Origin of the sequence: Pseudomonas sp. BTN1 (genome assembly GCF_001907715.1) — a bacterium.
Classification (GTDB): Bacteria; Pseudomonadota; Gammaproteobacteria; order Pseudomonadales; family Pseudomonadaceae; genus Aquipseudomonas; species Aquipseudomonas paracarnis.
The window spans coordinates 35,329-57,278 of the sequence record NZ_MPBM01000073.1; the positions used below are offsets into that span (position 1 = coordinate 35,329).

Annotated in this window: 22 protein-coding genes and 1 pseudogene; 16 read left to right on the forward strand and 7 right to left on the reverse strand. The window is 60.0% G+C overall.

Annotated features, from left to right (window positions below):
• Positions 1 to 132: 132 nt before the first annotated feature.
• The 4 genes from BMH52_RS26860 (at position 133) to BMH52_RS26875 (ending at position 4,475) form a co-directional block, all read left to right on the forward strand.
• Positions 133 to 897, forward strand: a complete 765-nt coding sequence (locus BMH52_RS26860; RefSeq protein WP_014719902.1) for a sulfite exporter TauE/SafE family protein — start codon at positions 133 to 135, stop codon at positions 895 to 897.
• A gap of 41 nt (positions 898 to 938) precedes the next feature.
• Positions 939 to 1,835 carry a LysR family transcriptional regulator gene (locus tag BMH52_RS26865; RefSeq protein WP_073845594.1) on the forward strand — a complete coding sequence of 299 codons (897 nt, stop codon included), beginning with the start codon at positions 939 to 941 and terminating at the stop codon, positions 1,833 to 1,835.
• A 103-nt stretch (positions 1,836 to 1,938) separates the two neighbouring features.
• On the forward strand, positions 1,939 to 2,832 hold the full coding sequence (locus BMH52_RS26870) for an NAD-dependent epimerase/dehydratase family protein (RefSeq protein WP_073845596.1): 894 nt from the start codon (positions 1,939 to 1,941) through the stop codon (positions 2,830 to 2,832).
• A 197-nt stretch (positions 2,833 to 3,029) separates the two neighbouring features.
• Entirely contained in the window at positions 3,030 to 4,475 is a 1,446-nt protein-coding gene (locus BMH52_RS26875) for a SulP family inorganic anion transporter (RefSeq protein ID WP_073845599.1), read from the forward strand.
• 29 nt (positions 4,476 to 4,504) lie between these two features.
• On the opposite strand, the gene BMH52_RS26880 is transcribed toward BMH52_RS26875, so the two are convergent.
• Positions 4,505 to 4,879: a lysozyme inhibitor LprI family protein gene (locus tag BMH52_RS26880; protein WP_032902520.1), complete on the reverse strand. Its 375-nt coding sequence runs from the start codon at positions 4,877 to 4,879 to the stop codon at positions 4,505 to 4,507.
• 189 nt (positions 4,880 to 5,068) lie between these two features.
• Here BMH52_RS26880 and BMH52_RS26885 point away from each other — a divergent pair, with 189 nt between their 5' ends.
• The 4 genes from BMH52_RS26885 to BMH52_RS26900 are packed head-to-tail and all read left to right on the forward strand — an operon-like array spanning position 5,069 to position 9,221.
• On the forward strand, positions 5,069 to 6,472 hold the full coding sequence (locus tag BMH52_RS26885) for a gluconate:H+ symporter (protein WP_073845601.1): 1,404 nt from the start codon (positions 5,069 to 5,071) through the stop codon (positions 6,470 to 6,472).
• 25 nt (positions 6,473 to 6,497) lie between these two features.
• Positions 6,498 to 7,358 carry a MurR/RpiR family transcriptional regulator gene (locus BMH52_RS26890; protein ID WP_072434992.1) on the forward strand — a complete coding sequence of 287 codons (861 nt, stop codon included), beginning with the start codon at positions 6,498 to 6,500 and terminating at the stop codon, positions 7,356 to 7,358.
• A gap of 1 nt (position 7,359) precedes the next feature.
• Positions 7,360 to 8,823 carry an amidohydrolase family protein gene (locus BMH52_RS26895; protein WP_073845609.1) on the forward strand — a complete coding sequence of 488 codons (1,464 nt, stop codon included), beginning with the start codon at positions 7,360 to 7,362 and terminating at the stop codon, positions 8,821 to 8,823.
• Positions 8,824 to 8,852: 29 nt separating this feature from the next.
• Positions 8,853 to 9,221: a glyoxalase superfamily protein gene (locus BMH52_RS26900; RefSeq protein ID WP_014719894.1), complete on the forward strand. Its 369-nt coding sequence runs from the start codon at positions 8,853 to 8,855 to the stop codon at positions 9,219 to 9,221.
• A 639-nt stretch (positions 9,222 to 9,860) separates the two neighbouring features.
• Here BMH52_RS26900 and BMH52_RS30060 read toward each other — a convergent pair.
• On the reverse strand, positions 9,861 to 10,724 hold the full coding sequence (locus BMH52_RS30060; RefSeq protein ID WP_370706066.1) for a methyl-accepting chemotaxis protein: 864 nt from the start codon (positions 10,722 to 10,724) through the stop codon (positions 9,861 to 9,863).
• Between the two features lie 39 nt (positions 10,725 to 10,763).
• A pseudogene (locus BMH52_RS30065) lies at positions 10,764 to 11,780 on the reverse strand (methyl-accepting chemotaxis protein); the annotation flags it as partial.
• A gap of 255 nt (positions 11,781 to 12,035) precedes the next feature.
• Here BMH52_RS30065 and BMH52_RS26910 point away from each other — a divergent pair.
• Entirely contained in the window at positions 12,036 to 12,653 is a 618-nt protein-coding gene (locus tag BMH52_RS26910) for an FKBP-type peptidyl-prolyl cis-trans isomerase (protein ID WP_014719893.1), read from the forward strand.
• Positions 12,654 to 12,713: 60 nt separating this feature from the next.
• Here BMH52_RS26910 and BMH52_RS26915 read toward each other — a convergent pair whose 3' ends face one another.
• The 3 genes from BMH52_RS26915 to BMH52_RS26925 all read right to left on the reverse strand — a co-directional run bounded on the left by BMH52_RS26915 (position 12,714) and on the right by BMH52_RS26925 (position 14,612).
• A complete protein-coding gene (locus BMH52_RS26915; protein ID WP_005791321.1) occupies positions 12,714 to 12,971 on the reverse strand; it encodes a hypothetical protein in 258 nt (85 codons plus the stop codon).
• Positions 12,972 to 13,131: 160 nt separating this feature from the next.
• Positions 13,132 to 13,473, reverse strand: a complete 342-nt coding sequence (locus BMH52_RS26920; RefSeq protein WP_014719892.1) for a zinc ribbon domain-containing protein YjdM — start codon at positions 13,471 to 13,473, stop codon at positions 13,132 to 13,134.
• 170 nt (positions 13,474 to 13,643) lie between these two features.
• Complete coding sequence (locus BMH52_RS26925; protein WP_014719891.1) at positions 13,644 to 14,612, reverse strand: polyprenyl synthetase family protein; 969 nt, start codon at positions 14,610 to 14,612, stop codon at positions 13,644 to 13,646.
• Between the two features lie 239 nt (positions 14,613 to 14,851).
• On the opposite strand from BMH52_RS26925, the gene rplU reads away from it, so the two are divergent.
• The 7 genes from rplU (at position 14,852) to BMH52_RS26960 (ending at position 20,388) form a co-directional block, all read left to right on the forward strand.
• Complete coding sequence (gene rplU, locus BMH52_RS26930; RefSeq protein ID WP_007950961.1) at positions 14,852 to 15,166, forward strand: 50S ribosomal protein L21; 315 nt, start codon at positions 14,852 to 14,854, stop codon at positions 15,164 to 15,166.
• A 34-nt stretch (positions 15,167 to 15,200) separates the two neighbouring features.
• The gene (gene rpmA / locus BMH52_RS26935) at positions 15,201 to 15,458 is read left to right on the forward strand and encodes a 50S ribosomal protein L27 (protein ID WP_003176049.1); all 258 of its coding nucleotides are present in this window, start codon (positions 15,201 to 15,203) and stop codon (positions 15,456 to 15,458) included.
• A gap of 192 nt (positions 15,459 to 15,650) precedes the next feature.
• On the forward strand, positions 15,651 to 16,874 hold the full coding sequence (gene cgtA, locus BMH52_RS26940; RefSeq protein WP_003194084.1) for an Obg family GTPase CgtA: 1,224 nt from the start codon (positions 15,651 to 15,653) through the stop codon (positions 16,872 to 16,874).
• Positions 16,875 to 16,983: 109 nt separating this feature from the next.
• The gene (gene proB / locus BMH52_RS26945) at positions 16,984 to 18,102 is read left to right on the forward strand and encodes a glutamate 5-kinase (RefSeq protein WP_019817476.1); all 1,119 of its coding nucleotides are present in this window, start codon (positions 16,984 to 16,986) and stop codon (positions 18,100 to 18,102) included.
• 16 nt (positions 18,103 to 18,118) lie between these two features.
• Complete coding sequence (locus tag BMH52_RS26950; RefSeq protein ID WP_014719889.1) at positions 18,119 to 18,583, forward strand: CreA family protein; 465 nt, start codon at positions 18,119 to 18,121, stop codon at positions 18,581 to 18,583.
• A 102-nt stretch (positions 18,584 to 18,685) separates the two neighbouring features.
• Entirely contained in the window at positions 18,686 to 19,168 is a 483-nt protein-coding gene (locus BMH52_RS26955) for a glutathione peroxidase (RefSeq protein ID WP_014719888.1), read from the forward strand.
• Positions 19,169 to 19,284: 116 nt separating this feature from the next.
• Complete coding sequence (locus BMH52_RS26960) at positions 19,285 to 20,388, forward strand: NADH:flavin oxidoreductase (protein WP_014719887.1); 1,104 nt, start codon at positions 19,285 to 19,287, stop codon at positions 20,386 to 20,388.
• A 379-nt stretch (positions 20,389 to 20,767) separates the two neighbouring features.
• Here the strand turns inward: BMH52_RS26960 and BMH52_RS26970 are convergent, their stop codons facing one another.
• Positions 20,768 to 21,946, reverse strand: coding sequence for a glycosyltransferase family 1 protein (locus BMH52_RS26970; RefSeq protein WP_019817477.1), 1,179 nt, complete (start codon positions 21,944 to 21,946; stop codon positions 20,768 to 20,770).
• Positions 21,947 to 21,950 lie beyond the last annotated feature (4 nt).

Below are 21,950 nucleotides of genomic sequence, written 5' to 3' on the forward strand. Positions count from 1 at the left end.
TTGAATGTATTCACAATTCCAAATGTGGGAGCTGGCTTGCCTGCGATAGCGTCATCAGCCTCACGCAAAACAAGAGGCTGGCTCAGTATATGGCGAATTTTCAGCCACTCTCCAGCCCTGCACAATCGATGCATGAATACCTTCCTCTCCTTCTACCAAAACCTCGGTCCCGCACTGACAGCGCTGGTCATCACTACCTTCCTGCTGGCCGGTACGGTGAAGGGCGTCATCGGCCTGGGCTTGCCCACTGTAGCCATGGGCATGCTTGGCCTGGCTATGCTGCCGGCGCAGGCTGCGGTATTGCTGATCATTCCTTCGACGGTAACCAACCTCTGGCAACTGTCCTTTGGCGGGCACTTGGGTGCCTTGCTCAAACGCCTGTGGCCGATGCTGTTGCTGATTTTTCTCGGCACCGGGCTGGGCACCTTGTGGCTAGGCATGGGTAGCGGACCTTGGGTGGTGCGTGCCCTGGGCGCGGCTTTACTGGTGTATGCGCTGAGCGGGTTATTCCTGCCGACCTTCAAGGTCGCGCCCCGAACCGAGCGCTGGCTGGGCCCCATGTGCGGGGTGATCACCGGCATCATTACCTCGGCCACCGGTGTCTTCGTGATCCCTGCGGTGCCGTACCTGCAGGCGCTGGGCTTGAGCCGTGACCAGTTGGTGCAGGCGCTGGGGCTGTCGTTCACCGTATCGACGTTGGCACTTGCCGCCGGGTTGGCTTGGCGCGGTGTGCTGGGCGGGGGTGAAATGGGGGCGTCGGTGTTGGCGCTGGTGCCGGCCTTGCTGGGGATGTGGCTGGGCCAGGTGGTGCGTCGGCGTATCAGTGCCGTGTGGTTCAAACGTGGATTTTTTACCGGCATGGCGTTGTTGGGAGGCCATTTGTTGCTGGCTGGTTAATAATGAGCGGGCATTTTTCAGCCGTTAATGAAGGACTGCCCGTGAAAGCCCGTTCCGATGAGCTACAGATCTTCGTCAGCGTGATTGAATGCGGCTCGATTTCTGCCGCCGCCGAAAAGGTCGGGCAAACGCCGTCTGCGGTCAGCCGTACGCTGTCGCGCCTGGAAGCCAAGCTCGATACCACGCTGATCAACCGCACCACGCGACGCATGGACTTGACCGAGGAGGGCAAGTACTTCTTCGAGCAGGCCAAGCTGATCCTGGCGCAGATGGATGAGCTGGAAGAGCGCCTGTCCTCGCGCCAGAAAAAGCCGGCCGGGCGCCTGCGTATCAACGCCGCCGTGCCGTTCATGCTGCATGGGATCGTGCCGTACATCGCCGAATTTCGCAGCCTCTACCCGGATATCCAGTTGGAGCTCAACAGCGATGATTTGATCATCGACCTGCTGGAGCAAAGCACCGACATCGCCATTCGCATCGGCGCCCTTGCCGACTCGACCCTGCATGCGCGGTTCCTGGGCAGCACGCCGCTGCATGTCCTGGCCAGCCCCGACTACCTCAAGCAGTACGGCACGCCGACGACCGTTGCCGAGTTGGCTGATCACACCTTGCTGGGCTTCACCCACACCGAGACCCTCAACCACTGGCCGCTGCGTCACGGCGAAGGTGACCGCTGGCTGATTCAGCCCGGCGTCAGTGCATCCAGTGGCGAAACCGTGCGCCAGTTGGCGCTGCAGGGGCAGGGTATTTGTTGCCTGTCGAATTTCATGACCGTCGCTGACATCGACGCCGGCCGCCTGGTGCCCATGCTGGAGGCGTCCAACAGCGGTTATCGCCAGCCGATCCACGCGGTGTTCTATCGCAACTCGCAATTGGCACTACGCATCCAGTGCTTCCTGGACTTTATTCAGGCCAAGCTGGCGCGGTATGCGCGCTGATTCGTGACCTGAGCGCAAGAGTGAATTGGGCCGCACGGGCTTATTCGGCAGCAGTGGGAGCTGGATACTGGGCGCATCACTTACCCAGTCAGGAGCAACCTCCATGAATGTATTCGTTACCGGTGCAGCAGGGTTTATTGGCGGTTCCATCGCTACCGGCCTGGTCAACGCTGGCCATGACGTCACCGGCTTGGTGCGCAGCGCCGAACAAGCCGCCGAAATGACCGCCCTGGGCATTACGCCGGTGATCGGCACCCTCGACGACGCAGCCGTATTGACCGAGCAGGCACAGAAGGCCGATGCGGTGATCAACGCCGCCAGCAGCGACCATCGCGCCGCTGTGGAAACCTTGCTGGCCGCCTTGAAAGGCTCGAACAAGCCGTTCCTGCATACCAGCGGGTCGAGCATTGTCGGTGATGCGTCGGGCGGCAAGGCCAGTGAGGTCATCTACTTCGAAAGCAATCTGCCTGAGCCCACCGTCGACAAGGCTGCCCGCGTGGCTATCGACAACCTGATCCTCGCGGCGGCCGCTGACGGCATCAATTCGGCGGTGATCTGCAACACCCTGATCTACGGCCACAGCCTGGGCGTGAAGCGTGACAGCGTGCAATTGCCGCGCTTGCTCAAGCAGGCGCGCAAAAGCGGAGTAGTGCGCCATGTGGGCAGCGGGCAGAACATCTGGTCCAACGTGCATATTGAAGACGTGGTCGCCCTGTATCTGCTGGCGCTGACCAAAAACGTCCCGGGTACTTTCTACTTTGTGGAAAGCAGCGAAGCAGCATTCATCGACATGACCACGGCGATTGCCCAAGCGCTGAACCTGGGCGAGCCGCAGGATTGGCCATTGGCCGAGGCTGAGGCCGAGTGGGGGTATGAAATGGCCAACTATGGCTTGGGCTCCAATAGCCGAGTGCGCGGCAAGCACGCTCGTGAGCTGTTGGGTTGGGTGCCCAAGCGTACTTCGGTGGTGGAGTGGATTCGCGACGAGATGGTGTGATGTTCGCTTAGCACCGCGGTGCGGCCTTCGCGAGCAAGCCCGCTCCCACATTTGAATCTATTCACAGATCCAAATGTGGGAGCGGGCTTGCTCGCGAAAGGTGCGACTCGGTATATCGGACCTGACACTTCACTAGCCCCACCCGCCGCAATTCCGTACCATTCCCCGCCTTATCCCCCGCAACTCCCTGGTACTCCATGAACCTCACCCGTCTGCGCGCCGACGCCCTGGCCGGCCTCACCACGTCTTTCGCCTTGCTGCCCGAATGTATCGCCTTTGCCTTGGTGGCTCATCTCAACCCGCTGATGGGCCTCTACGGTGCTTTCATCATTTGCACCCTCACCGCGTTGTTCGGCGGCCGGCCAGGCATGGTCTCGGGCGCCGCCGGTTCGATGGCGGTGGTGATCGTCGCGCTGGTGGTGCAACACGGTGTGGAGTATTTGCTGGCGACGGTGTTGTTGGGCGGGTTGATCATGGTCGCTTTCGGCCTGTTGCGCCTGGGCAAGCTGGTGCGCATGGTGCCGCATTCGGTAATGCTCGGCTTCGTCAACGGCCTGGCGATCATCATTGCGCTGGCGCAATTGGAGCATTTCAAGAGCGGCGAAACCTGGCTCAGCGGCACGCCGCTGTACGTGATGGCCGGGCTGGTGGCAGTCACCATGGCCATTGTGTACCTGCTGCCGCGCCTGACCCGTGCTGTACCGCCCGCGCTGGTGGCGATTCTCGGTGTGGGCCTGGCGGTGTACCTGCTCGGTTTGCCGACCCGTACCTTGGGGGATATGGCGCACATCGCCGGTGGCTTGCCGACCTTCGCGCTGCCGCAGATTCCCTGGACCCTGGAAACCCTCGGCATCATCGCGCCCTACGCGTTTTTGATGGCGATGGTTGGCCTGTTGGAAACCTTGCTGACCCTCAACCTCACCGACGAAATCACCGAGACCCGTGGTTATCCTGACCGCGAAAGCGTGGCCCTGGGCGCGGCGAATATGGTCTCGAGCCTGTTTGGCGGCATGGGTGGTTGCGCGATGATCGGGCAAACCGTGATCAACCTCAGCTCCGGCGGGCGTGGGCGTTTCTCCGGGGCGTTTGCCGGGGTGATGATTCTGTTGTTCATTCTGTTTCTGTCGCCACTGATCGAGCGGATCCCGCTGGCGGCGTTGGTGGGCGTGATGTTCGTGGTGTCGCAACAGACCTTCGCCTGGGCGTCGCTACGGGTGATCAACAAGGTGCCGCTCAATGATGTGCTGGTGATCATGGCGGTGACGATCATTACGGTGTTCACTGACCTGGCCACCGCTGTGCTGTGCGGTATCGTCATCGCCGCGCTGAACTTCGCCTGGCAGCAGGCGCGGGAACTGTACGCCGATGAACACCTGGAGGCCGATGGCAGCAAGCTCTATCGGCTGCATGGCACGTTGTTCTTTGCCTCAACCACGCCGTTTTTGAATCAGTTCGATCCGGCCAACGACCCGGCTCAGGTCACGCTGGATTGCCGTCACCTGAGCTTTGTCGACTATTCGGCGATTGCCGCCCTGATGACCCTGCGCGAGCGCTACACCAAGGCTGGCAAGCACCTGCGGGTACTGCATTTATCCGAGCGCTGCAAAAAACTGCTCAAGCGCGCCAAGGTTCATCACGACTGACGCCTTCTTCTGTAGGAGCGAGGTTGTTATTACGGCCCGACCAGGTCTTCCAGCTCCTGGGCGCGGGTCTGGGTCATGTCCAGCACGCAGCCTGAGCCGTTTACCTGATCAATCGTGCCGCCGGTGGCGCTGCCTGCGTAGGCGCAATTGGCGTCGCGGTATTTGATCCACAGGCGCTGCACGTCTTGCAGTTGCTGTTTGCGCGGGCCTTCCTGGGCGGCGAGGGCGGTTTTGTAGGCACGGTTCAGGCGGTCGTCCTGCACCTTGGTTTGCCGGGCGTTGCAATTGACCATGTCGGCGGTGGTATTGGCGCTGTCCATGCATTTTTTCAAGGCAGGGTTGTCGGCGGCATAAGCGCTGCTGCACAAGAGCAGGACGCTGGCGGCAATTGTGGTGCGAATCATGAGCGGGTTCCTGGGCAATGGATGCGCAGTCTATGACTCAAGGGCGGCGTTTGAGTTTCCGCCTTCACTGATCTTCATGTAAGAACACCCTCCGAATTTTCATCCACCCACGTCGGGCATATCCCCAAGCGACAGCGCTTATCCGTGGACGAAAATTACTTTCATAAAAATTGAAAATGCTCCTCGGGAATGATTTATGAGTTTCACAACCAATTCGACGTGACCCTTTCCGAGGAGTACCGCATGGCCGCATCACCGGGCTTCGGGCTGTTGGTATACGCTGCCATCGCCATCATTGCATTGATCGTGCTGATTGCACGCTACCGACTCAACCCCTTTATCGTGATTACCCTGGTGTCCATCGGCCTGGCGCTGATGGCCGGAATGCCAGCGGACACCATCATGGGTTCGTACGAGGCGGGTGTCGGCAAGACCCTGGGGCATATCGCCCTGGTGGTGGCGCTGGGTACCATGCTCGGCAAGATGATGGCCGAGTCCGGTGGCGCCGAGCAGGTGGCGCGCACGCTGATCAACCGCTTCGGTGAGCGCAATGCCCACTGGGCGATGGTGTGTATCGCGTTCCTGGTGGGGCTGCCGCTGTTTTTCGAAGTCGGCTTTGTGTTGCTGGTGCCGATTGCCTTTACCGTGGCGCGGCGCGTGGGCGTGTCGATCCTGATGGTCGGGCTGCCGATGGTCGCTGGCCTGTCGGTGGTGCATGCGTTGGTGCCGCCGCACCCGGCGGCAATGATGGCGGTGCTGGCCTATAACGCCTCGGTCGGGCAAACGGTGCTGTATGCAATCCTGATTGGCATCCCCACGGCGATCATTGCCGGGCCCGTCTACGCCAAGTTCATCGTGCCGCACATTCAGTTGCCGGCGCAAAACCCGCTGGAGCGCCAGTTCATCGAGCGTGAACCGCGTACACGCCTGCCCAGCTTTGCGCTGACCATGGGCACCATCCTGTTGCCGGTGGTGTTGATGATGATCGGCGGCTGGGCCAACGTGATTTCTACGCCGGGCAGCGGTTTCAACCAGTTCCTGTTGTTTATCGGCAACTCGGTGATCGCCCTGTTGGTGGCGACCCTGGTGAGTTTCTGGACCTTGGGCCTGGCCCAGGGCTTCAACCGCGAGTCGATCCTCAAGTTCACCAACGAATGCCTGGCGCCGACCGCCAGCATTACCTTGCTGGTGGGCGCGGGCGGTGGGTTGAATCGCATCCTGGTGGACGCTGGTGTTACTCATGAAATCCTTGGCCTGGCTCATGCGTTCCAATTGTCGCCGCTGGTGATGGGCTGGCTGTTCGCCGCGTTGATGCGCGTCGCCACCGGCTCGGCCACGGTGGCCATGACCACCGCGTCCGGGGTGGTCGCGCCGGTCGCCTTGGGCCTGGGTTATCCACACCCTGAATTGCTGGTGCTAGCGACTGGTGCGGGCTCGGTGATCTTTTCCCACGTTAACGACGGCGGCTTCTGGCTGATCAAGGAATACTTCAATATGACGGTCATCCAGACCTTCAAGACCTGGACCGTACTGGAGACCCTGATTTCGCTGGTCGCCTTCGGTCTGACCTACGGCTTGTCCCTGGTGTTATGAGCCTGATTCTATAACCGGAGCCTGCATGGACATCCTCTACCAGATCCGCGCCCGCCAGGACTCGTTCAGCGCCGGCGAAGGGCGCATCGCCAAGTTGATGCTTGAAGATGTGGGCTTTGCCGCCTCGGCCAGCCTGGAGGCGTTGTCCCAGCGGGCCGAGGTCAGCACCGCGACCTTGTCGCGTTTTGCCCGCAGCGTTGGCTGCCGTGACTTGCGCGATTTGCGCCTGCAACTGGCCCAGGCCAGTGGTGTGGGCAGCCGCTTCCTGGACCCGGCGGGGTTGCCGGAACAGTCGGCCTTTCATCGGCAAATTCTGGGCGATATCGAAGCGACGCTGCGCCAGCATTTGTCAGGTTTTAACCAGCACAGCTTTGTCGATGCGGTCAGTTTGCTGGGCAAGGCGCGGATGATTCATGCGTTCGGCATGGGCGGCCCCTCCAGCCTGTGCAGCGATGAATTGCAGGTGCGCCTGGTGCGTCTGGGCTACCCGATTGCGGCCTGCCATGACCCGGTGATGATGCGCGTCACGGCCGCGACCCTGGGCACGCAACATGCCTTAATTGTCTGTTCCCTCACCGGCCGCACACCTGAATTACTGGATGTGGTGAAACTGGCGCGCAACTACGACGCACGGATCATTGCCATCACCCTCGCGGACTCTCCCCTGGCCGAATTGGCGGATGTCCTGCTGCCGCTGCAACCGGCGGAAACCAGTTTTATCTACAAACCCACCGCCGCCCGCTACGGCATGCTGCTGGCCATCGACCTGCTCGCCACCGAGCTGGCGCTGGCCCTGCCGGACGACAACCAGGAACGCCTGCGCCGGATCAAGCTGGCCCTGGATGATTACCGCGGCGGCCCTGGCAGCCTGCCGCTTGGAGACTGATATGACGTACGACACGCTGATTCGCCAGGCGCTGATCATCGATGGCAGTAACACCCCAGGGTATATCGCCGATGTGGGCGTGCACGCAGGGCGCATCCGCACGATTGGCGACTTGTCCACAGCCCGGGCCGAGCAAGTCATCGACGCCCATGGCCGCGTATTGGCGCCGGGTTTTATCGACGTGCACACCCACGATGACACGGTGGTGATCCGCCAGCCGCAGATGTTGCCCAAGCTCAGCCAAGGCGTGACCACGGTGATTGTCGGCAACTGTGGCATCAGCGCCTCGCCGGTGAGTTTGCGCAGCGACCCGCCGGACCCAATGAACTTATTGGGCAAGCGTGAGCAGTTCTGTTATCCGCGGTTCAGCGATTATCGCAACGCAGTGCAAGGCGCCGATCCGGCAGTGAACGTTGCCGCCCTGATCGGCCACACGGCGCTGCGCAGCAACCATATGGCTGACCTGCATCGCACCGCCACGCCCTATGAAATCGCGGCCATGCGCGTGCAGTTGCAAGAGAGCCTGGAGGCCGGTGCCCTTGGGTTATCCACAGGCCTGGCCTACGCCAGCGCATTCAACGCCGAGACTGATGAGGTGTTGCAGCTTGTTGAAGAACTGACGGCCTACGGTGCGGTGTACACCACGCATTTGCGCAGCGAGTTCGAGCCGGTACTGGAGGCAATGGATGAGGCGTTTCTGATCGGCCGACATGCCAGGGTGCCGGTGATTATTTCCCACCTTAAATGCGCGGGTGCCGGTAATTGGGGGCGCAGTCCGCAGTTGTTGGCGGCTCTGCAAGCTGCAGCGGAAAATCATCCGGTGGGCTGTGATTGCTATCCCTATGCTGCCAGTTCCTCGACCCTGGACCTCAAACAAGTCACCGACGCGTTTCGCATCACCATCACCTGGTCGACACCGCACCCGCACATGGGCGGGCGCGATTTGCAGGACATCGCTGGCGAGTGGAACGTTTCGCTGTTGGAGGCCGCTCGCCGTTTACAGCCGGCAGGGGCGGTGTATTACGGGATGGATGAAGCCGACGTTCGGCGCATCCTTGCGCATCCGTTGTCGATGGTGGGCTCGGACGGCTTGCCTGAAGACCCGTTTCCTCATCCCCGCTTGTGGGGGGCCTTCCCACGTGTACTCGGGCATTTCAGTCGGGATGTCGGCTTGTTCCCTTTGCACACGGCGGTGCACAAGATGACCGGCTTGTCGGCGGCGCGCTTTGGGCTGGCCGAGCGTGGCGAGATCCGTGAAGGCTACTGGGCTGACCTGGTGTTGTTCGACCCCCTGCGGGTGCGGGATGTGGCGGATTTCACCGCACCGCAGCGCGCAGCTGAAGGGATTGATGGCGTGTGGGTCAATGGCGTATTGAGCTATCGCGATGGGCAGGCGAACGGCGCGAGAGCAGGCCGGTTCCTGGCGCGTAGCGGGGATTTGCGTGGTGGGTTTACGGCTCTATAGTGGGGCTTCTTTTATACGGAGCTGTCGCCATGCACTTAGGAAAAGTCGTCCCCATTCTGCGGATTTTCGACGAGGTCAAAGCCTTGGAATTCTACGTCGACTTCCTGGGGTTCAAGGTCGATTGGCAGCATCGTTTCGAGGCGAACTTCCCGTTGTACCTTCAGGTCTCGCTGGGGGAATGCGTGCTGCATTTGTCCGAGCATCATGGTGATGCTTCACCGGGGGCGGCGGTGCGAATTCAGGCCCAAGGGGTCGATGCGTATCAGCAGCAGTTGCTGGGCAAAGAGTACCGATATGCCAAGCCTGGGGTTGAGGACACGCCCTGGGGTTCGCGGGAGATGAGTATCCGTGACCCGTTTGGGAATCGGCTGGTGTTTGTCGAGGACAGCGAGGTCTGAAGGGTAAATGGCAGGCAAAAAAAACCGCCTTAGTAGGGCGGTTTTTTATTGCAAACCCAGTGAGTGGCTGGGGTTTGCTATCTCAAAGGACGCATTGACCCGCAGGTGGATACTAACTGCCGGTCACGTCGTCACGCAAGACGGAACGATGGCCGGCATGGATCCTTTAGGCATCTTCTCTTGCCTGATTTTGACTGCAAAAGCTTGCAATGAATCTATCGGCGATACTGGATATTTGACCACTGTTAGACACACCTTAGACGGGAATGTTGGTTAGGATCTTCCCCGTTCTGCGTTTGTCGCTTTTGGGGGGCCGGGTACGCGCGCGAATTCTGGACTGACCGCCACGGGCTAGTAATCCGTGCCGGATTGATGCGGAAGGCCCACTAGCCCGGCCACCTCAAAGGACGCATTGACCCGCGTCCAAAGGCTCACGTGTTCCGGTAAGTGCGCTGGAGGTAAGGCCCAACTCTAGGAGGGCCGAGTATGTCTAAGTTTGCACGACGTACGTGGAACCTCGTAGTGAATGCTTTACGTGTTTATCACGTGTGGACATTCCTGCGGGACAGCTTTGATGACCAATAAGGTCTGAGAAGTGGAGCCGCCTCGGCTTAAATTGAGGCGGCTTTTTTTGGTTTTTTAAACCCGGAAATGACTGACCATCTGCTGTAACTGGCTACCCAATCGAGCCAGTTCCACACTCGACTTGGCCGTCTCATCACTGGCAGTCGCGGTCTGCTCGGACACATCCCGCACATTCACGATACTGCGGCTGATCTCTTCCGCCACGGCGCTTTGCTGTTCGGCGGCCGCTGCAATCTGCTGGTTCATCGACTGGATATTCGACACGGTGCGGGTGATGTTTTCCAGGGATACCCCAGCCTTGCGCGTCAGTTCGACGCTGCTGTCGGTGAGGCTGCGGCTGTTGTTCATCACGCTGGCCACTTGTTGGGTGCCGTTCTGCAAGCCGGCCACCAGGCCTTCGATTTCTTCGGTGGACTTCTGTGTACGTTGCGCCAGGCCACGCACTTCGTCGGCGACCACGGCAAAGCCACGGCCGGCTTCCCCGGCACGCGCAGCTTCAATGGCGGCGTTAAGTGCCAGCAAGTTGGTCTGTTCGGCCACGGCCTTGATCACGTCCATCACGCTGCCGATCTTGTTGCTCTCTTGTTGCAGGTGCGTCATGGCGTCGGTGGAGCGCGCCACTTCGGCCGCCAGGCGTTCGATCTGGGCGATGGCTTCAGCCACCACTTTATCGCCTTCGCGGGCTTGGCCGTCGGCGTCGGAAGCGGCTTGGGAAGCCTGCTCGGCATTGCGCGCGACTTCTTGCACAGTGGCCGTCATTTCATGCATGGCGGTAGCGACCTGATCGGTCTCGATCTTCTGGCTGTTCACGCCGGCGCTGGTCTGCTCGGTCACCGCTGACAACTCTTCGGCGGCGCTGGCGATCTGAGTGACGCCATCGCGGATGCCGCTGATCAACTCGCGCAGGGTCGTGCCCATGCGCTGGATGCCTTGTTGCAGCACGCCCAGCTCATCACGACGGGTTACCTGGATGTTGTGGCTCAAGTCGCCCGAAGCGATGCGCTCTACCACCGCCAGGGTGTCCTGGATCGGGCGGGTGATCTGTCGGGTGATGACCCAGGCGGCAATTACGCCAACCAGCAAAGCCAGCAAGGTGCTGATCAATTGCAGGCTGCGGGCTTGGGTGCTTTCAGCGTCGCGACGTTCCAGTTGAATGTCGTACAGCTTGTCGCTGATGGTCACGATATCGGCGCCCTGGGTGGTCATTTCGGCGCGGGCGGTGACGATGTTGGCGTTGGCTGCCTTGTAGCTCTGCACGGCGCTGCGGTAGGCACCGAGGGCGGTTTCCAGGGCCGACAATGCGCTTTGCTGACCGGTACCGAACGCCGCGCTGAGGTCCTTCAAACCGGCGACGGCTTTTTCCAGTTGCGCCGCAGCGCGGGCTTCGGTTTCTGCGTTGGGACTATTGGTATAGCCGCGCACTTCGTAGCGAGCTTGCTGGAACTCATTCTTGGCTTGGGTCACGGCCAGAAATTGCGTGAAGCGTTCCGGGCTATCCGGCGCCTGTTGCACACTGGTTTGCAGCGCATTGATTTGCGCGTTGGCGATATCGGCCTTGGCGCCCATGACGTCGCGCGCAGCGTTGCCATTGCGGTAGGCCTCGCGCATTTTGTTCAAGGACTGGCGGTAGGCGGTAATGACGGCTTTCTGGTCATTGAGCAGCTTGAGGTTTTCCGGGCTCTTGAAGCTATCCAGCAGCTTCTGTTGCTGAGCGGCGAAGGCATCGAGGCTGGTCTGTACGTTCTGCGCCACGGCTTCGTCGCCATTGGCCAGCATGTATTGCAAGCGCACGATGCGCAGCTTGGTCAGCGAGGCGTTGAGCTGGGTGATATCGCTCATCCAATTGCTACGGTCGATCAAGCCGCCGAGGCTGGTCCAGCCCGTGAGCGCCAGGACTGAAGTGAGGACCAACACCAGGCCGAAGCCCAGGCCGAGTTTGAGATTGACGCTGATGTTACCGAACCAGCTGTTCATCGAAAGCTCCTTGAAGAGTGATGTCTGTCTGCTGGACGGTGTGTTGTTGTTTGAGCCAGCCAAGATGTGTAGGGCTGTATCGGCGGCAAGGGACAATTCTGAAATACTTTTATTGCCGGGCGACGAAGGGTCATCGGCACGCTAATGCGATGCCGGGGTGGGGCTGATCATGGGCCGCTCTTGTGTGCTAGTCTGCGGGCCCTTTTAGTTCTGGGCAGCGCGGGAAACCGTGGTGTCCTACAGCGGAGCCTCTTCATGTCCGAAGTTAATCTGTCCACCGACGAAACCCGCGTCAGCTACGGTATCGGCCGTCAGTTGGGCGACCAACTGCGCGACAACCCGCCACCGGGCGTGAGCCTGGACGCAATCCTGGCCGGTCTGACCGACGCGTTTGCAGGCCAGCCAAGCCGTGTTGACCAAGAGCAAATGGCAGCCAGCTTCAAAGTGATCCGCGAAATCATGCAAGCCGAAGCCGCTGCCAAGGCTGAAGCTGCTGCGGGCGCTGGCCTGGCTTTCCTGGCAGAAAACGCCAAGCGTGATGGCATCACCACCCTGGCTTCCGGCCTGCAATTTGAAGTGCTGACCGCCGGTACCGGCGCGAAGCCGACCCGTGAAGACCAAGTGCGCACCCACTACCACGGCACCCTGATCGACGGCACTGTGTTCGACAGCTCCTACGAGCGCGGCCAACCTGCGGAATTCCCGGTGGGTGGCGTGATCGCCGGCTGGACCGAAGCCCTGCAACTGATGAATGCCGGCAGCAAATGGCGCCTGTACGTGCCGAGCGAACTGGCTTACGGCGCTCAAGGCGTTGGCAGCATCCCGCCGCACAGCGTTCTGGTATTCGACGTCGAGCTGCTCGACGTTCTGTAAGACCTGCTGATTACCTGTTGGGACGAACGCGTTCGCCCCAACAGGCATTTGCCAGTTTCTTCATGGATGGAACTTGCCATTCAAGTCGGTCGCCGGGCGCAACGCTCGTGCATAGCAGAACAGAAACAGATTCCTTACCACCTCCTTCAGCACCCCAGGCTCACTGGAACTCAGGCCATTCACGTCCAGATCGCCTTGGTCCTGTAGCTCGTTCAGCGCTTCTTCCTCAAGCACCGCACAGACTTCACCGGTTTCCCGATGCAGGATTCGCAGGTAAGGGTGGGGGCGATCCAGCCAGGCATCTATCAAATAAGTCATGGTCGTTCTCCTTGATGGGTTTCAATGAGAATAATTCTTATTCGTAGAATAGCAAGCGTCTATTGGCAGTTTCTGGGTTTTTCTGTGTGGGTATTGCGTTCGATCAACGCAGAGGGCGAAACGCCATCCCGCGGCGGGCGCGGGATGGAATGCAGCAGGATCAGACTTTGCGTACGAACTCGGACTTGAGTTTCATCGGGCCGATCCCGTCGATCTTGCAGTCGATATCGTGGTCGCCGTCGCACAGGCGGATGTTCTTGACCTTGGTGCCGACCTTGACCACCAGGGAAGTGCCCTTGACCTTGAGGTCCTTGATCACGGTGATGGTGTCGCCGTCCTGCAGGACATTGCCCACAGCGTCTTTCTTCACGGTTTCATCACCAGCCACTTCGGCCTCGCCAGTGGCGGACCATTCATGGGCGCATTCCGGGCAGATCAGCTGGGCGCCGTCTTCGTAGGTGTATTCGGAATTGCATTTCGGGCAGGGAGGCAACGTGCTCACTAAAGCTCCTAGAAAGTCAGGGATGGCTAAAAGTCGCACATTATATAGGGTTTTAAACGCGGATGGGGTTGGACTCGTCCTAATGTGGGAGCTGGCTTGCCTGCGATAGCGGCAGTGAGTTCACTCCAGTCATCGCAGGCAAGCCAGCTCCCACATCAAACAGCGCGGAATCAGTGAGTACGGGCGACCGCAAACTCACTCAGCTCAACCAGGGCATCCCGGTATTCACTGGCCGGCAGCGCTTGCAGGCATGTGATCGCCCGCGCCACGTAGTCACGCGCCAGTTGCGCCGTGTACTCCAGGGAACCCGAAGCTTCTACAGCGGCACGGATGGCTTCCAGGTCTTCGATCCCGCCTTTCTGGATCGCCTTGCGCACCAGGGCGGCCTGTTCCGGCGTGCCTTCGCGCATGGTGTAGATCAGCGGCAAGGTCGGCTTGCCCTCGGCCAGGTCGTCACCGACGTTCTTGCCCAGGGTTTCGGCGTCGCCCTTGTAGTCGAGCAGGTCATCCACCAGTTGGAACGCCACGCCCAGATGATCACCAAAGGTACGCAGGGCTTCGGCCTGTTCGGCGGTGGCGCCACACAGCGCGGCAGCACTGTGGGTAGAGGCTTCGAAGAGCATCGCGGTTTTGCCGCGAATTACTTCCATATAGGTTTCTTCGGTGGTGCTGGCGTCGCGCACCTTGGACAGCTGCAACACTTCGCCTTCGGCGATGATGCGCGTGGCCTGTGAAAGAATCTTCATCACCGGCATCGAGCCCAGCTCGACCATCATTTCGAACGAGCGCGAATACAGGAAGTCGCCCACCAACACGCTGGGCGCATTGCCCCACATCGCGTTTGCAGTCTCGCGACCACGGCGCATGCCGGACATGTCGACCACGTCATCATGCAGCAAGGTGGCGGTGTGCAGGAATTCGATCGTGGCGGCCAGCAGGCGCAGGTCATCGCCTTGGCGGCCCAGGGCCTTGCCGCACAGCAACACTAATAAAGGACGCAGGCGTTTGCCGCCCGCCGACGTAATATAGTCGCCAATTTTGGAGACCAGCGGCACTTTAGACGTCAGCTGCTGTTTGATGATGCCGTCGACGGCGCTAAAATCGTCCGCGACCGCGCGGTAGAAAGCTTGGGGTTGCATCAGCGACAGTCGCTCCAGAAGGGTTGCGCGGCATGCTAGGACCCTGACCCCCGGGTGTCAAGGCGCGATAGACGGCCCCTTGCAAGCCTCCCATAGCTTGCGTACAATCGCGCACCCTGAACTTCCTGGGCAGCACCTGCCTTACGCAATTGCATTCGGGACGTCCATCCCATGCAGCCATGCCAGCCAATACCTCTTCTTATAAAGCGCTGGGTGAGCAGGATTATCGGAGAAATACCATGTCGTACGCAGTAATTGTTACTGGTGGCAAGCAATACAAAGTCGCCCCAGGTGAATACCTGAAGATCGAGAAACTGGAAGTCGCTACTGGCGAATCCGTTACTTTTGATCGCGTTCTGTTGGTCGCCAATGGCGATGACGTGAACATCGGCGCTCCAGTTGTTGCTGGCGCTACCGTTGTGGCTGAAGTGATCTCCCAAGGTCGTCACGATAAAGTCCGCATCATCAAGTTCCGTCGTCGTAAGCACCACATGAAGCGTATGGGCCACCGCCAGTGGTACACCGAGATCAAAATCACCGGTATTCAGGCTTAATTTCAGCCTAATTCCTCACTAGGAGAATTGACTCATGGCACACAAAAAAGCTGGTGGTAGTACCCGTAACGGTCGCGACTCAGAAGCCAAACGCCTTGGCGTGAAGATGTATGGCGGCCAGAAAATCATTCCGGGCAACATCATCGTGCGTCAGCGCGGCACCCAATTCCACGCCGGTTACGGTGTTGGCATGGGTAAAGATCACACCCTCTTCGCTAAAATCGAAGGCGTGATCAAGTTCGAAGTAAAGGGCGCGTTCAACCGCCGTTACGTGAGCGTTGTCGCAGCTTAATTGCGAGATCGCTGGAAAAGCCCTGTCTTGCGACGGGGCTTTTTCGTTTGTGGAGTGAGTCTCTTGCAAAGCTGTCTGTGATGAGCTCAGGCGCTGGTTTGCGGTCGCTGATTGAGGTCGCTGCGCTCATTTTTGCAAGAGTCTTATGTCTTGGTTTCTTAAGCTCGTCCATGCGGCGAGAGGCGTTTTGTTATGAAGTTCGTTGATGAAGTTTCCATCCGAGTAAAAGCAGGCGACGGCGGTAACGGTTGCATGAGTTTCCGTCGCGAAAAATTCATCGAAAACGGTGGCCCGAACGGCGGTGACGGCGGTGACGGCGGTTCCATCTACATGATGGCCGACGAAAACCTCAACACCCTGGTCGACTACCGTTACACCCGGCACTTCGATGCCGAGCGTGGCTCCAACGGCGGCAGCACCGACTGCACCGGTAAAAAAGGTGAAGACCTGGTACTGCGCGTACCGGTCGGCACCACGATCATCGACTCCGCGACCCAGGAAGTGATTGGCGACCTGACCAAGGCCGGCCAGAAACTGATGGTTGTGCAGGGCGGCTGGCACGGTTTGGGTAACACCCGATTCAAGTCCAGTACCAACCGTGCACCACGCCAGACCACGCCGGGCAAGCCGGGCGAGCAGCGCGACCTGAAGCTGGAAATGAAAGTACTGGCGGACGTGGGCCTGCTGGGCCTGCCGAACGCGGGTAAAAGTACCTTCATTCGTTCGGTATCGGCCGCCAAGCCGAAAGTGGCCGACTACCCGTTCACGACCCTGGTGCCAAACCTGGGCGTGGTCAGCGTAGACCGCTGGAAAAGCTTCGTAGTCGCCGACATTCCTGGCTTGATCGAAGGCGCTTCCGACGGCGCGGGCCTGGGTATTCGCTTCCTCAAGCACTTGTCCCGTACCCGTTTGCTGCTGCACCTCGTCGACATGGCACCGCTGGATGACACCAGTGCCGCCGATGCCGCCGAAGTCATCGTCAGCGAACTGACCAAGTTCAGCCCGGCCCTGGCCGAGCGCGATCGTTGGTTGGTACTGAACAAGTGCGACCAGATCCTTGAAGAAGAGCACGAAGAGCGCGTCAAGGAGATCGTTGATCGCCTGGAGTGGGAAGGCCCGGTCTACGTCATCTCGGCCATCGCCAAAGAAGGCACCGAGCGCCTGACCCGCGACATCATGCGTTACCTGGAAGACCGTGCCGACCGCCTGGCGGCCGACCCGGTGTACAAGGCCGAACTCGCCGAACTCGACCAGCAGATCGAAGACGAAGCCCGTGCCCAGTTGCAGGCCCTGGACGACCAGCGCGCCCTGCGCCGCAGCGGCGTGAAGTCAGTCCACGACATCGGCGACGATGATTGGGACGAAGAAGACGTGGATGATGAAGATGGCCCGGAAATCATTTACGTGCGTGACTGATCCGTTGCGATAAACTTGAACGCCGCTCCCTGGAGCGGCGTTTTGGTATCCGGGTATAACGTTATGGGCAGCGCTGGGTCGCGCGGCCCTCACTCTAAGGTTGAAGATGATGCGGAGCAAAGTGACAGGTGCGCAGCGCTGGGTCGTGAAAATCGGCAGTGCGCTGTTGACGGCGGATGGCAAGGGTCTGGACCGCGCAGCCATGAGCGTCTGGGTCGAGCAGATGGTGGCCTTGCATGAGGCAGGCGTTGAGTTGGTATTGGTGTCGTCCGGAGCGGTTGCCGCCGGGATGAGCCGTCTCGGCTGGACCGCGCGACCCAGCGCGATGCACGAACTGCAAGCCGCTGCCGCCATCGGCCAGATGGGCCTGGTGCAAGCCTGGGAGTCCAGCTTTGCCGAGCACGGTCGCCACACGGCGCAGGTGCTGCTGACCCACGACGACCTGTCCGACCGCAAGCGCTACCTCAACGCCCGCAGCACCTTGCGCGCGCTGGTGGAGCTCAAGGTCATCCCGGTCATCAACGAGAACGACACCGTGGTCACCGACGAAATCCGCTTCGGTGACAACGACACCCTGGCCGCCCTGGTGGCCAATCTGGTAGAGGCCGACCTGCTGGTGATCCTCACCGACCGCGATGGCATGTTCGACGCCGACCCGCGTAACAACCCCGATGCCCAGCTTATCTACGAAGCCCGCGCCGACGACCCGGCGCTGGATGCGGTCGCCGGCAGTGTCGGCGGTGCCCTGGGCCGCGGTGGCATGCAGACCAAACTGCGCGCCGCTCGCCTGGCCGCGCGTTCCGGTGCCCACACCATCATCGTCGGCGGGCGCCTGGAGCGCGTGCTGGATCGCCTCAAGGCCGGTGAGCGCATTGGTACGCTGCTGTCGCCGGAACGCGGCATGTTGGCCGCGCGCAAGCAGTGGCTGGCCGGGCATCTGCAAACCCGTGGCACCTTGGTGTTGGACGCGGGAGCCGTATCGGCCTTGTCCCAGGGCAACAAGAGCCTGCTGCCGGTGGGTGTGAAGTTGGTACAGGGCAGCTTCCGCCGTGGCGAGATGGTGGTGTGCGTTGCGCCAGACGGTCGCGAGATCGCGCGCGGCCTGGCCAACTACAGCGCTCTGGAAGCACAGAAGATTATTGGACAATCCTCCGACGCCATTGTCGGACTCTTGGGTTATATGGCGGAACCGGAACTGGTTCACCGCGACAACCTGATCCTGGTTTAACCATAGGAAATACACGATGCGCGTGATAAAGGGATTGCTCGGCCTGCTGTTGGCCATGCCGCTGCTGGCTTCGGCCGAAGAAGTCGGCCAGGTGTCGACAGTGTTCAAGTTCGTCGGCCCCAACGACCGGATTGTGGTTGAAGCGTTTGACGACCCCAAGGTCGATGGCGTGACGTGCTACTTGTCCCGCGCCAAGACCGGCGGGGTAAAGGGCGGGCTGGGTCTGGCCGAAGACCGTGCCGAGGCCTCGATCGCTTGCCGCCAGGTGGGCCCGATCCACTTCAAGGGTGAACTCAAGGACGGCGACGAAGTGTTCAAGGAGCGCACCTCGCTGGTGTTCAAGACCATGCAGGTGGTGCGTTTCCTCGACAAGAAGCGCAACACCCTGGTGTATCTGGTCTACAGCGACCGCTTGATCGAAGGCAGCCCGCAGAATGCGGTGACGGCGATCCCGATTTTGCCCTGGCCGACCGCTCAGTAACCTGCAGGCGAGTTTCGTCACCGGCGTCTATGATTGCAGCCTTTCGGGTTGTAAGCTCCGAAGGGCTGCAATGCAAAGAACATGGGATATCTGGAGTTCGTCATGAGTGCTTTCCACGATCTGAAACTCAAAGCCTTGGACGGACAAGCGCTACCGCTGGCGCCTTTCAAGGGCCAAGTCGTGCTGGTGGTGAATGTGGCGTCCAAATGTGGTTTGACCCCGCAATACGCGGCGCTGGAAAACCTCTACCAGCAGTACAGGGACCAAGGGTTCACAGTGCTCGGCTTGCCATGCAACCAGTTTGCAGGCCAGGAGCCCGGCACCGAGCAGGAGATTCAGCAGTTCTGCAGCCTGAACTACGGCGTGACCTTTCCACTGGGCAGCAAGATCGAGGTCAACGGCCCTGATCGGCACCAGCTGTACCGCTTGCTGGCGGGCGAGGGCGCTGAGTTTCCTGGGGATATCACCTGGAACTTCGAGAAATTCCTGTTGGGTAAGGATGGCCGGGTACTTGCGCGTTTCTCGCCCCGTACGCCCCCAGAAGATCCCTCCATCATCCAGGCCATCGAAAAAGCCCTGAGTTGACGCCTACAGGTATTCGGGCGCTTCTATACCTTAATCATTTAGATCAATAGTGCTTTGAGAGACGCTCTGCTCTCCATATTATCCACGTCATAAATTTCTTAGCCGTGGAGCGCTCCATGCCCGTCCAAGCCTTGTTCAAACCCTTCCAGCTCGGTGCATTGCAATTGTCGACCCGCGTGGTCATGGCGCCCATGACCCGCTCGTTCTCCCCAGGTGGCGTACCCAACTCGAAAGTCATTGAGTACTACCGTCGCCGTGCCGCTGCCGGTGTGGGCTTGATCATCACTGAAGGCACCGTGGTCGGGCACCCAGCCTCCAACGGCTACCCCAACGTGCCGCATTTTTACGGTGAAGCCGCCTTGGCCGGCTGGAAGAAAGTGGTCGATGCAGTCCACGCCGAAGGCGGCAAGATTGTCCCGCAACTGTGGCATGTGGGCAGTGTGCGCCGTATCGGCACTGAACCTGACGCCAGCGTGCCGGCTTATGGCCCGATGGAAAAGCTCAAGGACGGCAATGTCGTTGTGCACGGCATGACCAAACAGGACATCACGCAGGTGATCAACGCCTTCGCCCAAGCGGCCAAGGATGCCCAGGCGATCGGCATGGACGGCGTGGAAATCCACGGTGCCCACGGCTACCTCGTCGACCAGTTTTTCTGGGAAGGCAGCAACCAGCGCACCGACGAATACGGTGGCAGCCTGGCCAACCGCTCGCGCTTTGCCATCGAACTGATCCAGGCGACCCGCGCCGCTGTCGGCCCGGATTTTCCGATCATCTTGCGTTTCTCCCAGTGGAAGCAGCAGGACTACACCGCGCGCCTGGTACAAAGCCCTGAAGCGTTGGGTGAGTTCCTCAAGCCATTGTCTGACGCTGGCGTGGATATTTTCCACTGTTCCACCCGTCGTTTCTGGGAGCCGGAATTTGAAGGCTCGGACCTCAACCTGGCCGGCTGGACGCGTCAGCTCACCGGCAAGCCAACCATCACGGTGGGCAGCGTGGGCCTGGATGGCGAGTTCCTGCAGTTCATGGTCAACACCGACAAAGTCGCCCAGCCTGCCAGTCTGGAGAAACTGCTGGAGCGCCTGAACAACGATGAGTTCGACCTCGTGGCAGTGGGCCGTGCATTGCTGGTGGACCCGGATTGGGCGGTGAAGGTGCGCGAAGGGCGTGAAGGCGACATCCTGCCCTTCAGTCGTGAGGCGTTGACGACCTTAGTGTAAGGACTCGGACTCCCTGTGATGGGGCACAGGGAGTTCTGTTGCTTTAGTGATTAATACTCTGGCCGCTTATTCAGCTCTTTGTGATGATCAGTCTTGAGCCCATCTTTGTGCCCAGGCTGGCCGTAGGTTGGCGGTTCTGCACGGGATTGATCCAGCCATTGTTGCTGGCGTGTCCACTCCGCGGTTGGCATGTTGACGCCATTGCGTACACCCATTCCATAAATTGGCATTGTTCATTATCTCCATATTCAAAGGGCCTGCTTGATCGGCAGGTCTCTATGATTGGCGTTACGCAACCGTTGGTTCCCGGTTTAAATACCAGGCAAAACTTGAGTGGCCGGTAGCAGGCTGGCCATGCGTTTGATCATTGACCGATTGTTCAGCGCACGTAAGGTTGCGTTGGAAGGTCAAAACTCTCCCCGCACACCCCACGTAACTGATGCTCGAATTGCTCGACAATCGCTGGCCAGCCTTGGCGGCTTGCGTGTTGACGGGCATTGAGGCGCATACGGCGTAAACCTTCTGCGTCCTCCAGCAGCCAATTGGCGGCATCGCAAAACGCATTTTCATCCCCCGGCATCGCCAGCACCCCGTTATAGCCATGACGAATATGCTGGGTGGCGGCTGCCTGGTCGTAGGCCACAACTCCCAGTCCTGAAGCCATGGCCTCCAAAACCACATTACCGAATGTTTCGGTCAGGCTGGGGAACAGGAACACATCACCGGATGCGTAATGACGAGCCAGTTCTTCACCGCGCAAAGCACCGCAGAAAATGGCGTCGGGAAGGTCTTTCTCCAGCATGGCTCGTTGCGGCCCATCACCAACGATGATCAGTTTCATCTGACGCAGTGGGTATCTGTCTTGCAAGGTCTCGAAACAGCGCTTGAGCAGTCCCAGGTTCTTTTCCTGAGCCAGTCGTCCTACATGCAGTACTGCGATTTGCTCATTATTCAATGCCCAGCGTTCGCGCAGAGTGCTGTCGCGTTTGGCGGGGTGGAACAGTTGGCTGTCGACGCCTCTGGCCAACATCCCCAAGCGCTCAAAATGCCGACGCTCCAGTTCCAGACGCTGACTGGCGCTCGGTACCAGGGTCAGGCTCGAGCGGTTGTGAAACCAGCGCAGGTAATGGGTGACCACGCGACTGAGCAGGCTCAAGCCGTACTGGTTCGAATACTGCTGAAAGTTGGTATGAAAGCCGCTGACGACGCTGATTCCCAACCGCCGCGCCGCCCGCAAAGCGGACAATCCCAGCGGCCCTTCGGTGGCGATATACAACACATCCGGGCGCTGCCGGCTCCAGCGTCGGAGCAGTTTTCGCATCGACGATTGGCCCCATTGCAGCCCTGGGTAACCGGGTAATGGCCAGCCGCGGCACAGCAGCAGTTGATCGTCACTTGATCGGCTCTTATCGGTGTTCTGACGTGGGCGCACCAGTTCGACCTGATGGCCGCGTGAGCGCAAACCCTCGCACAGGCGGCCAAGGGTATTGGCCACCCCGTTGATTTCCGGCGGGAAGGTTTCGGTAATGAGGGTGATGTGAAGCGAGGCTGTCGTCATGACC

Bases quoted from the DNA above. Each gene is read 5' to 3' on its own strand.
- BMH52_RS26860 (WP_014719902.1), top strand. From the start codon at position 133: ATGAATACCTTCCTCTCCTTCTACCAAAACCTCGGTCCCGCACTGACA.
- BMH52_RS26870 (WP_073845596.1), top strand. From the start codon at position 1,939: ATGAATGTATTCGTTACCGGTGCAGCAGGGTTTATTGGCGGTTCCATC.
- BMH52_RS26875 (WP_073845599.1), top strand. From the start codon at position 3,030: ATGAACCTCACCCGTCTGCGCGCCGACGCCCTGGCCGGCCTCACCACG.
- BMH52_RS26880 (WP_032902520.1), bottom strand. From the start codon at position 4,879: ATGATTCGCACCACAATTGCCGCCAGCGTCCTGCTCTTGTGCAGCAGC.
- BMH52_RS26885 (WP_073845601.1), top strand. From the start codon at position 5,069: ATGATTTATGAGTTTCACAACCAATTCGACGTGACCCTTTCCGAGGAG.
- BMH52_RS26890 (WP_072434992.1), top strand. From the start codon at position 6,498: ATGGACATCCTCTACCAGATCCGCGCCCGCCAGGACTCGTTCAGCGCC.
- BMH52_RS26895 (WP_073845609.1), top strand. From the start codon at position 7,360: ATGACGTACGACACGCTGATTCGCCAGGCGCTGATCATCGATGGCAGT.
- BMH52_RS26900 (WP_014719894.1), top strand. From the start codon at position 8,853: ATGCACTTAGGAAAAGTCGTCCCCATTCTGCGGATTTTCGACGAGGTC.
- BMH52_RS30060 (WP_370706066.1), bottom strand. From the start codon at position 10,724: ATGGGCACGACCCTGCGCGAGTTGATCAGCGGCATCCGCGATGGCGTC.
- BMH52_RS26910 (WP_014719893.1), top strand. From the start codon at position 12,036: ATGTCCGAAGTTAATCTGTCCACCGACGAAACCCGCGTCAGCTACGGT.
- BMH52_RS26915 (WP_005791321.1), bottom strand. From the start codon at position 12,971: ATGACTTATTTGATAGATGCCTGGCTGGATCGCCCCCACCCTTACCTG.
- BMH52_RS26925 (WP_014719891.1), bottom strand. From the start codon at position 14,612: ATGCAACCCCAAGCTTTCTACCGCGCGGTCGCGGACGATTTTAGCGCC.
- rplU (WP_007950961.1), top strand. From the start codon at position 14,852: ATGTCGTACGCAGTAATTGTTACTGGTGGCAAGCAATACAAAGTCGCC.
- rpmA (WP_003176049.1), top strand. From the start codon at position 15,201: ATGGCACACAAAAAAGCTGGTGGTAGTACCCGTAACGGTCGCGACTCA.
- cgtA (WP_003194084.1), top strand. From the start codon at position 15,651: ATGAAGTTCGTTGATGAAGTTTCCATCCGAGTAAAAGCAGGCGACGGC.
- proB (WP_019817476.1), top strand. From the start codon at position 16,984: ATGCGGAGCAAAGTGACAGGTGCGCAGCGCTGGGTCGTGAAAATCGGC.
- BMH52_RS26950 (WP_014719889.1), top strand. From the start codon at position 18,119: ATGCGCGTGATAAAGGGATTGCTCGGCCTGCTGTTGGCCATGCCGCTG.
- BMH52_RS26955 (WP_014719888.1), top strand. From the start codon at position 18,686: ATGAGTGCTTTCCACGATCTGAAACTCAAAGCCTTGGACGGACAAGCG.
- BMH52_RS26960 (WP_014719887.1), top strand. From the start codon at position 19,285: ATGCCCGTCCAAGCCTTGTTCAAACCCTTCCAGCTCGGTGCATTGCAA.
- BMH52_RS26970 (WP_019817477.1), bottom strand. From the start codon at position 21,946: ATGACGACAGCCTCGCTTCACATCACCCTCATTACCGAAACCTTCCCG.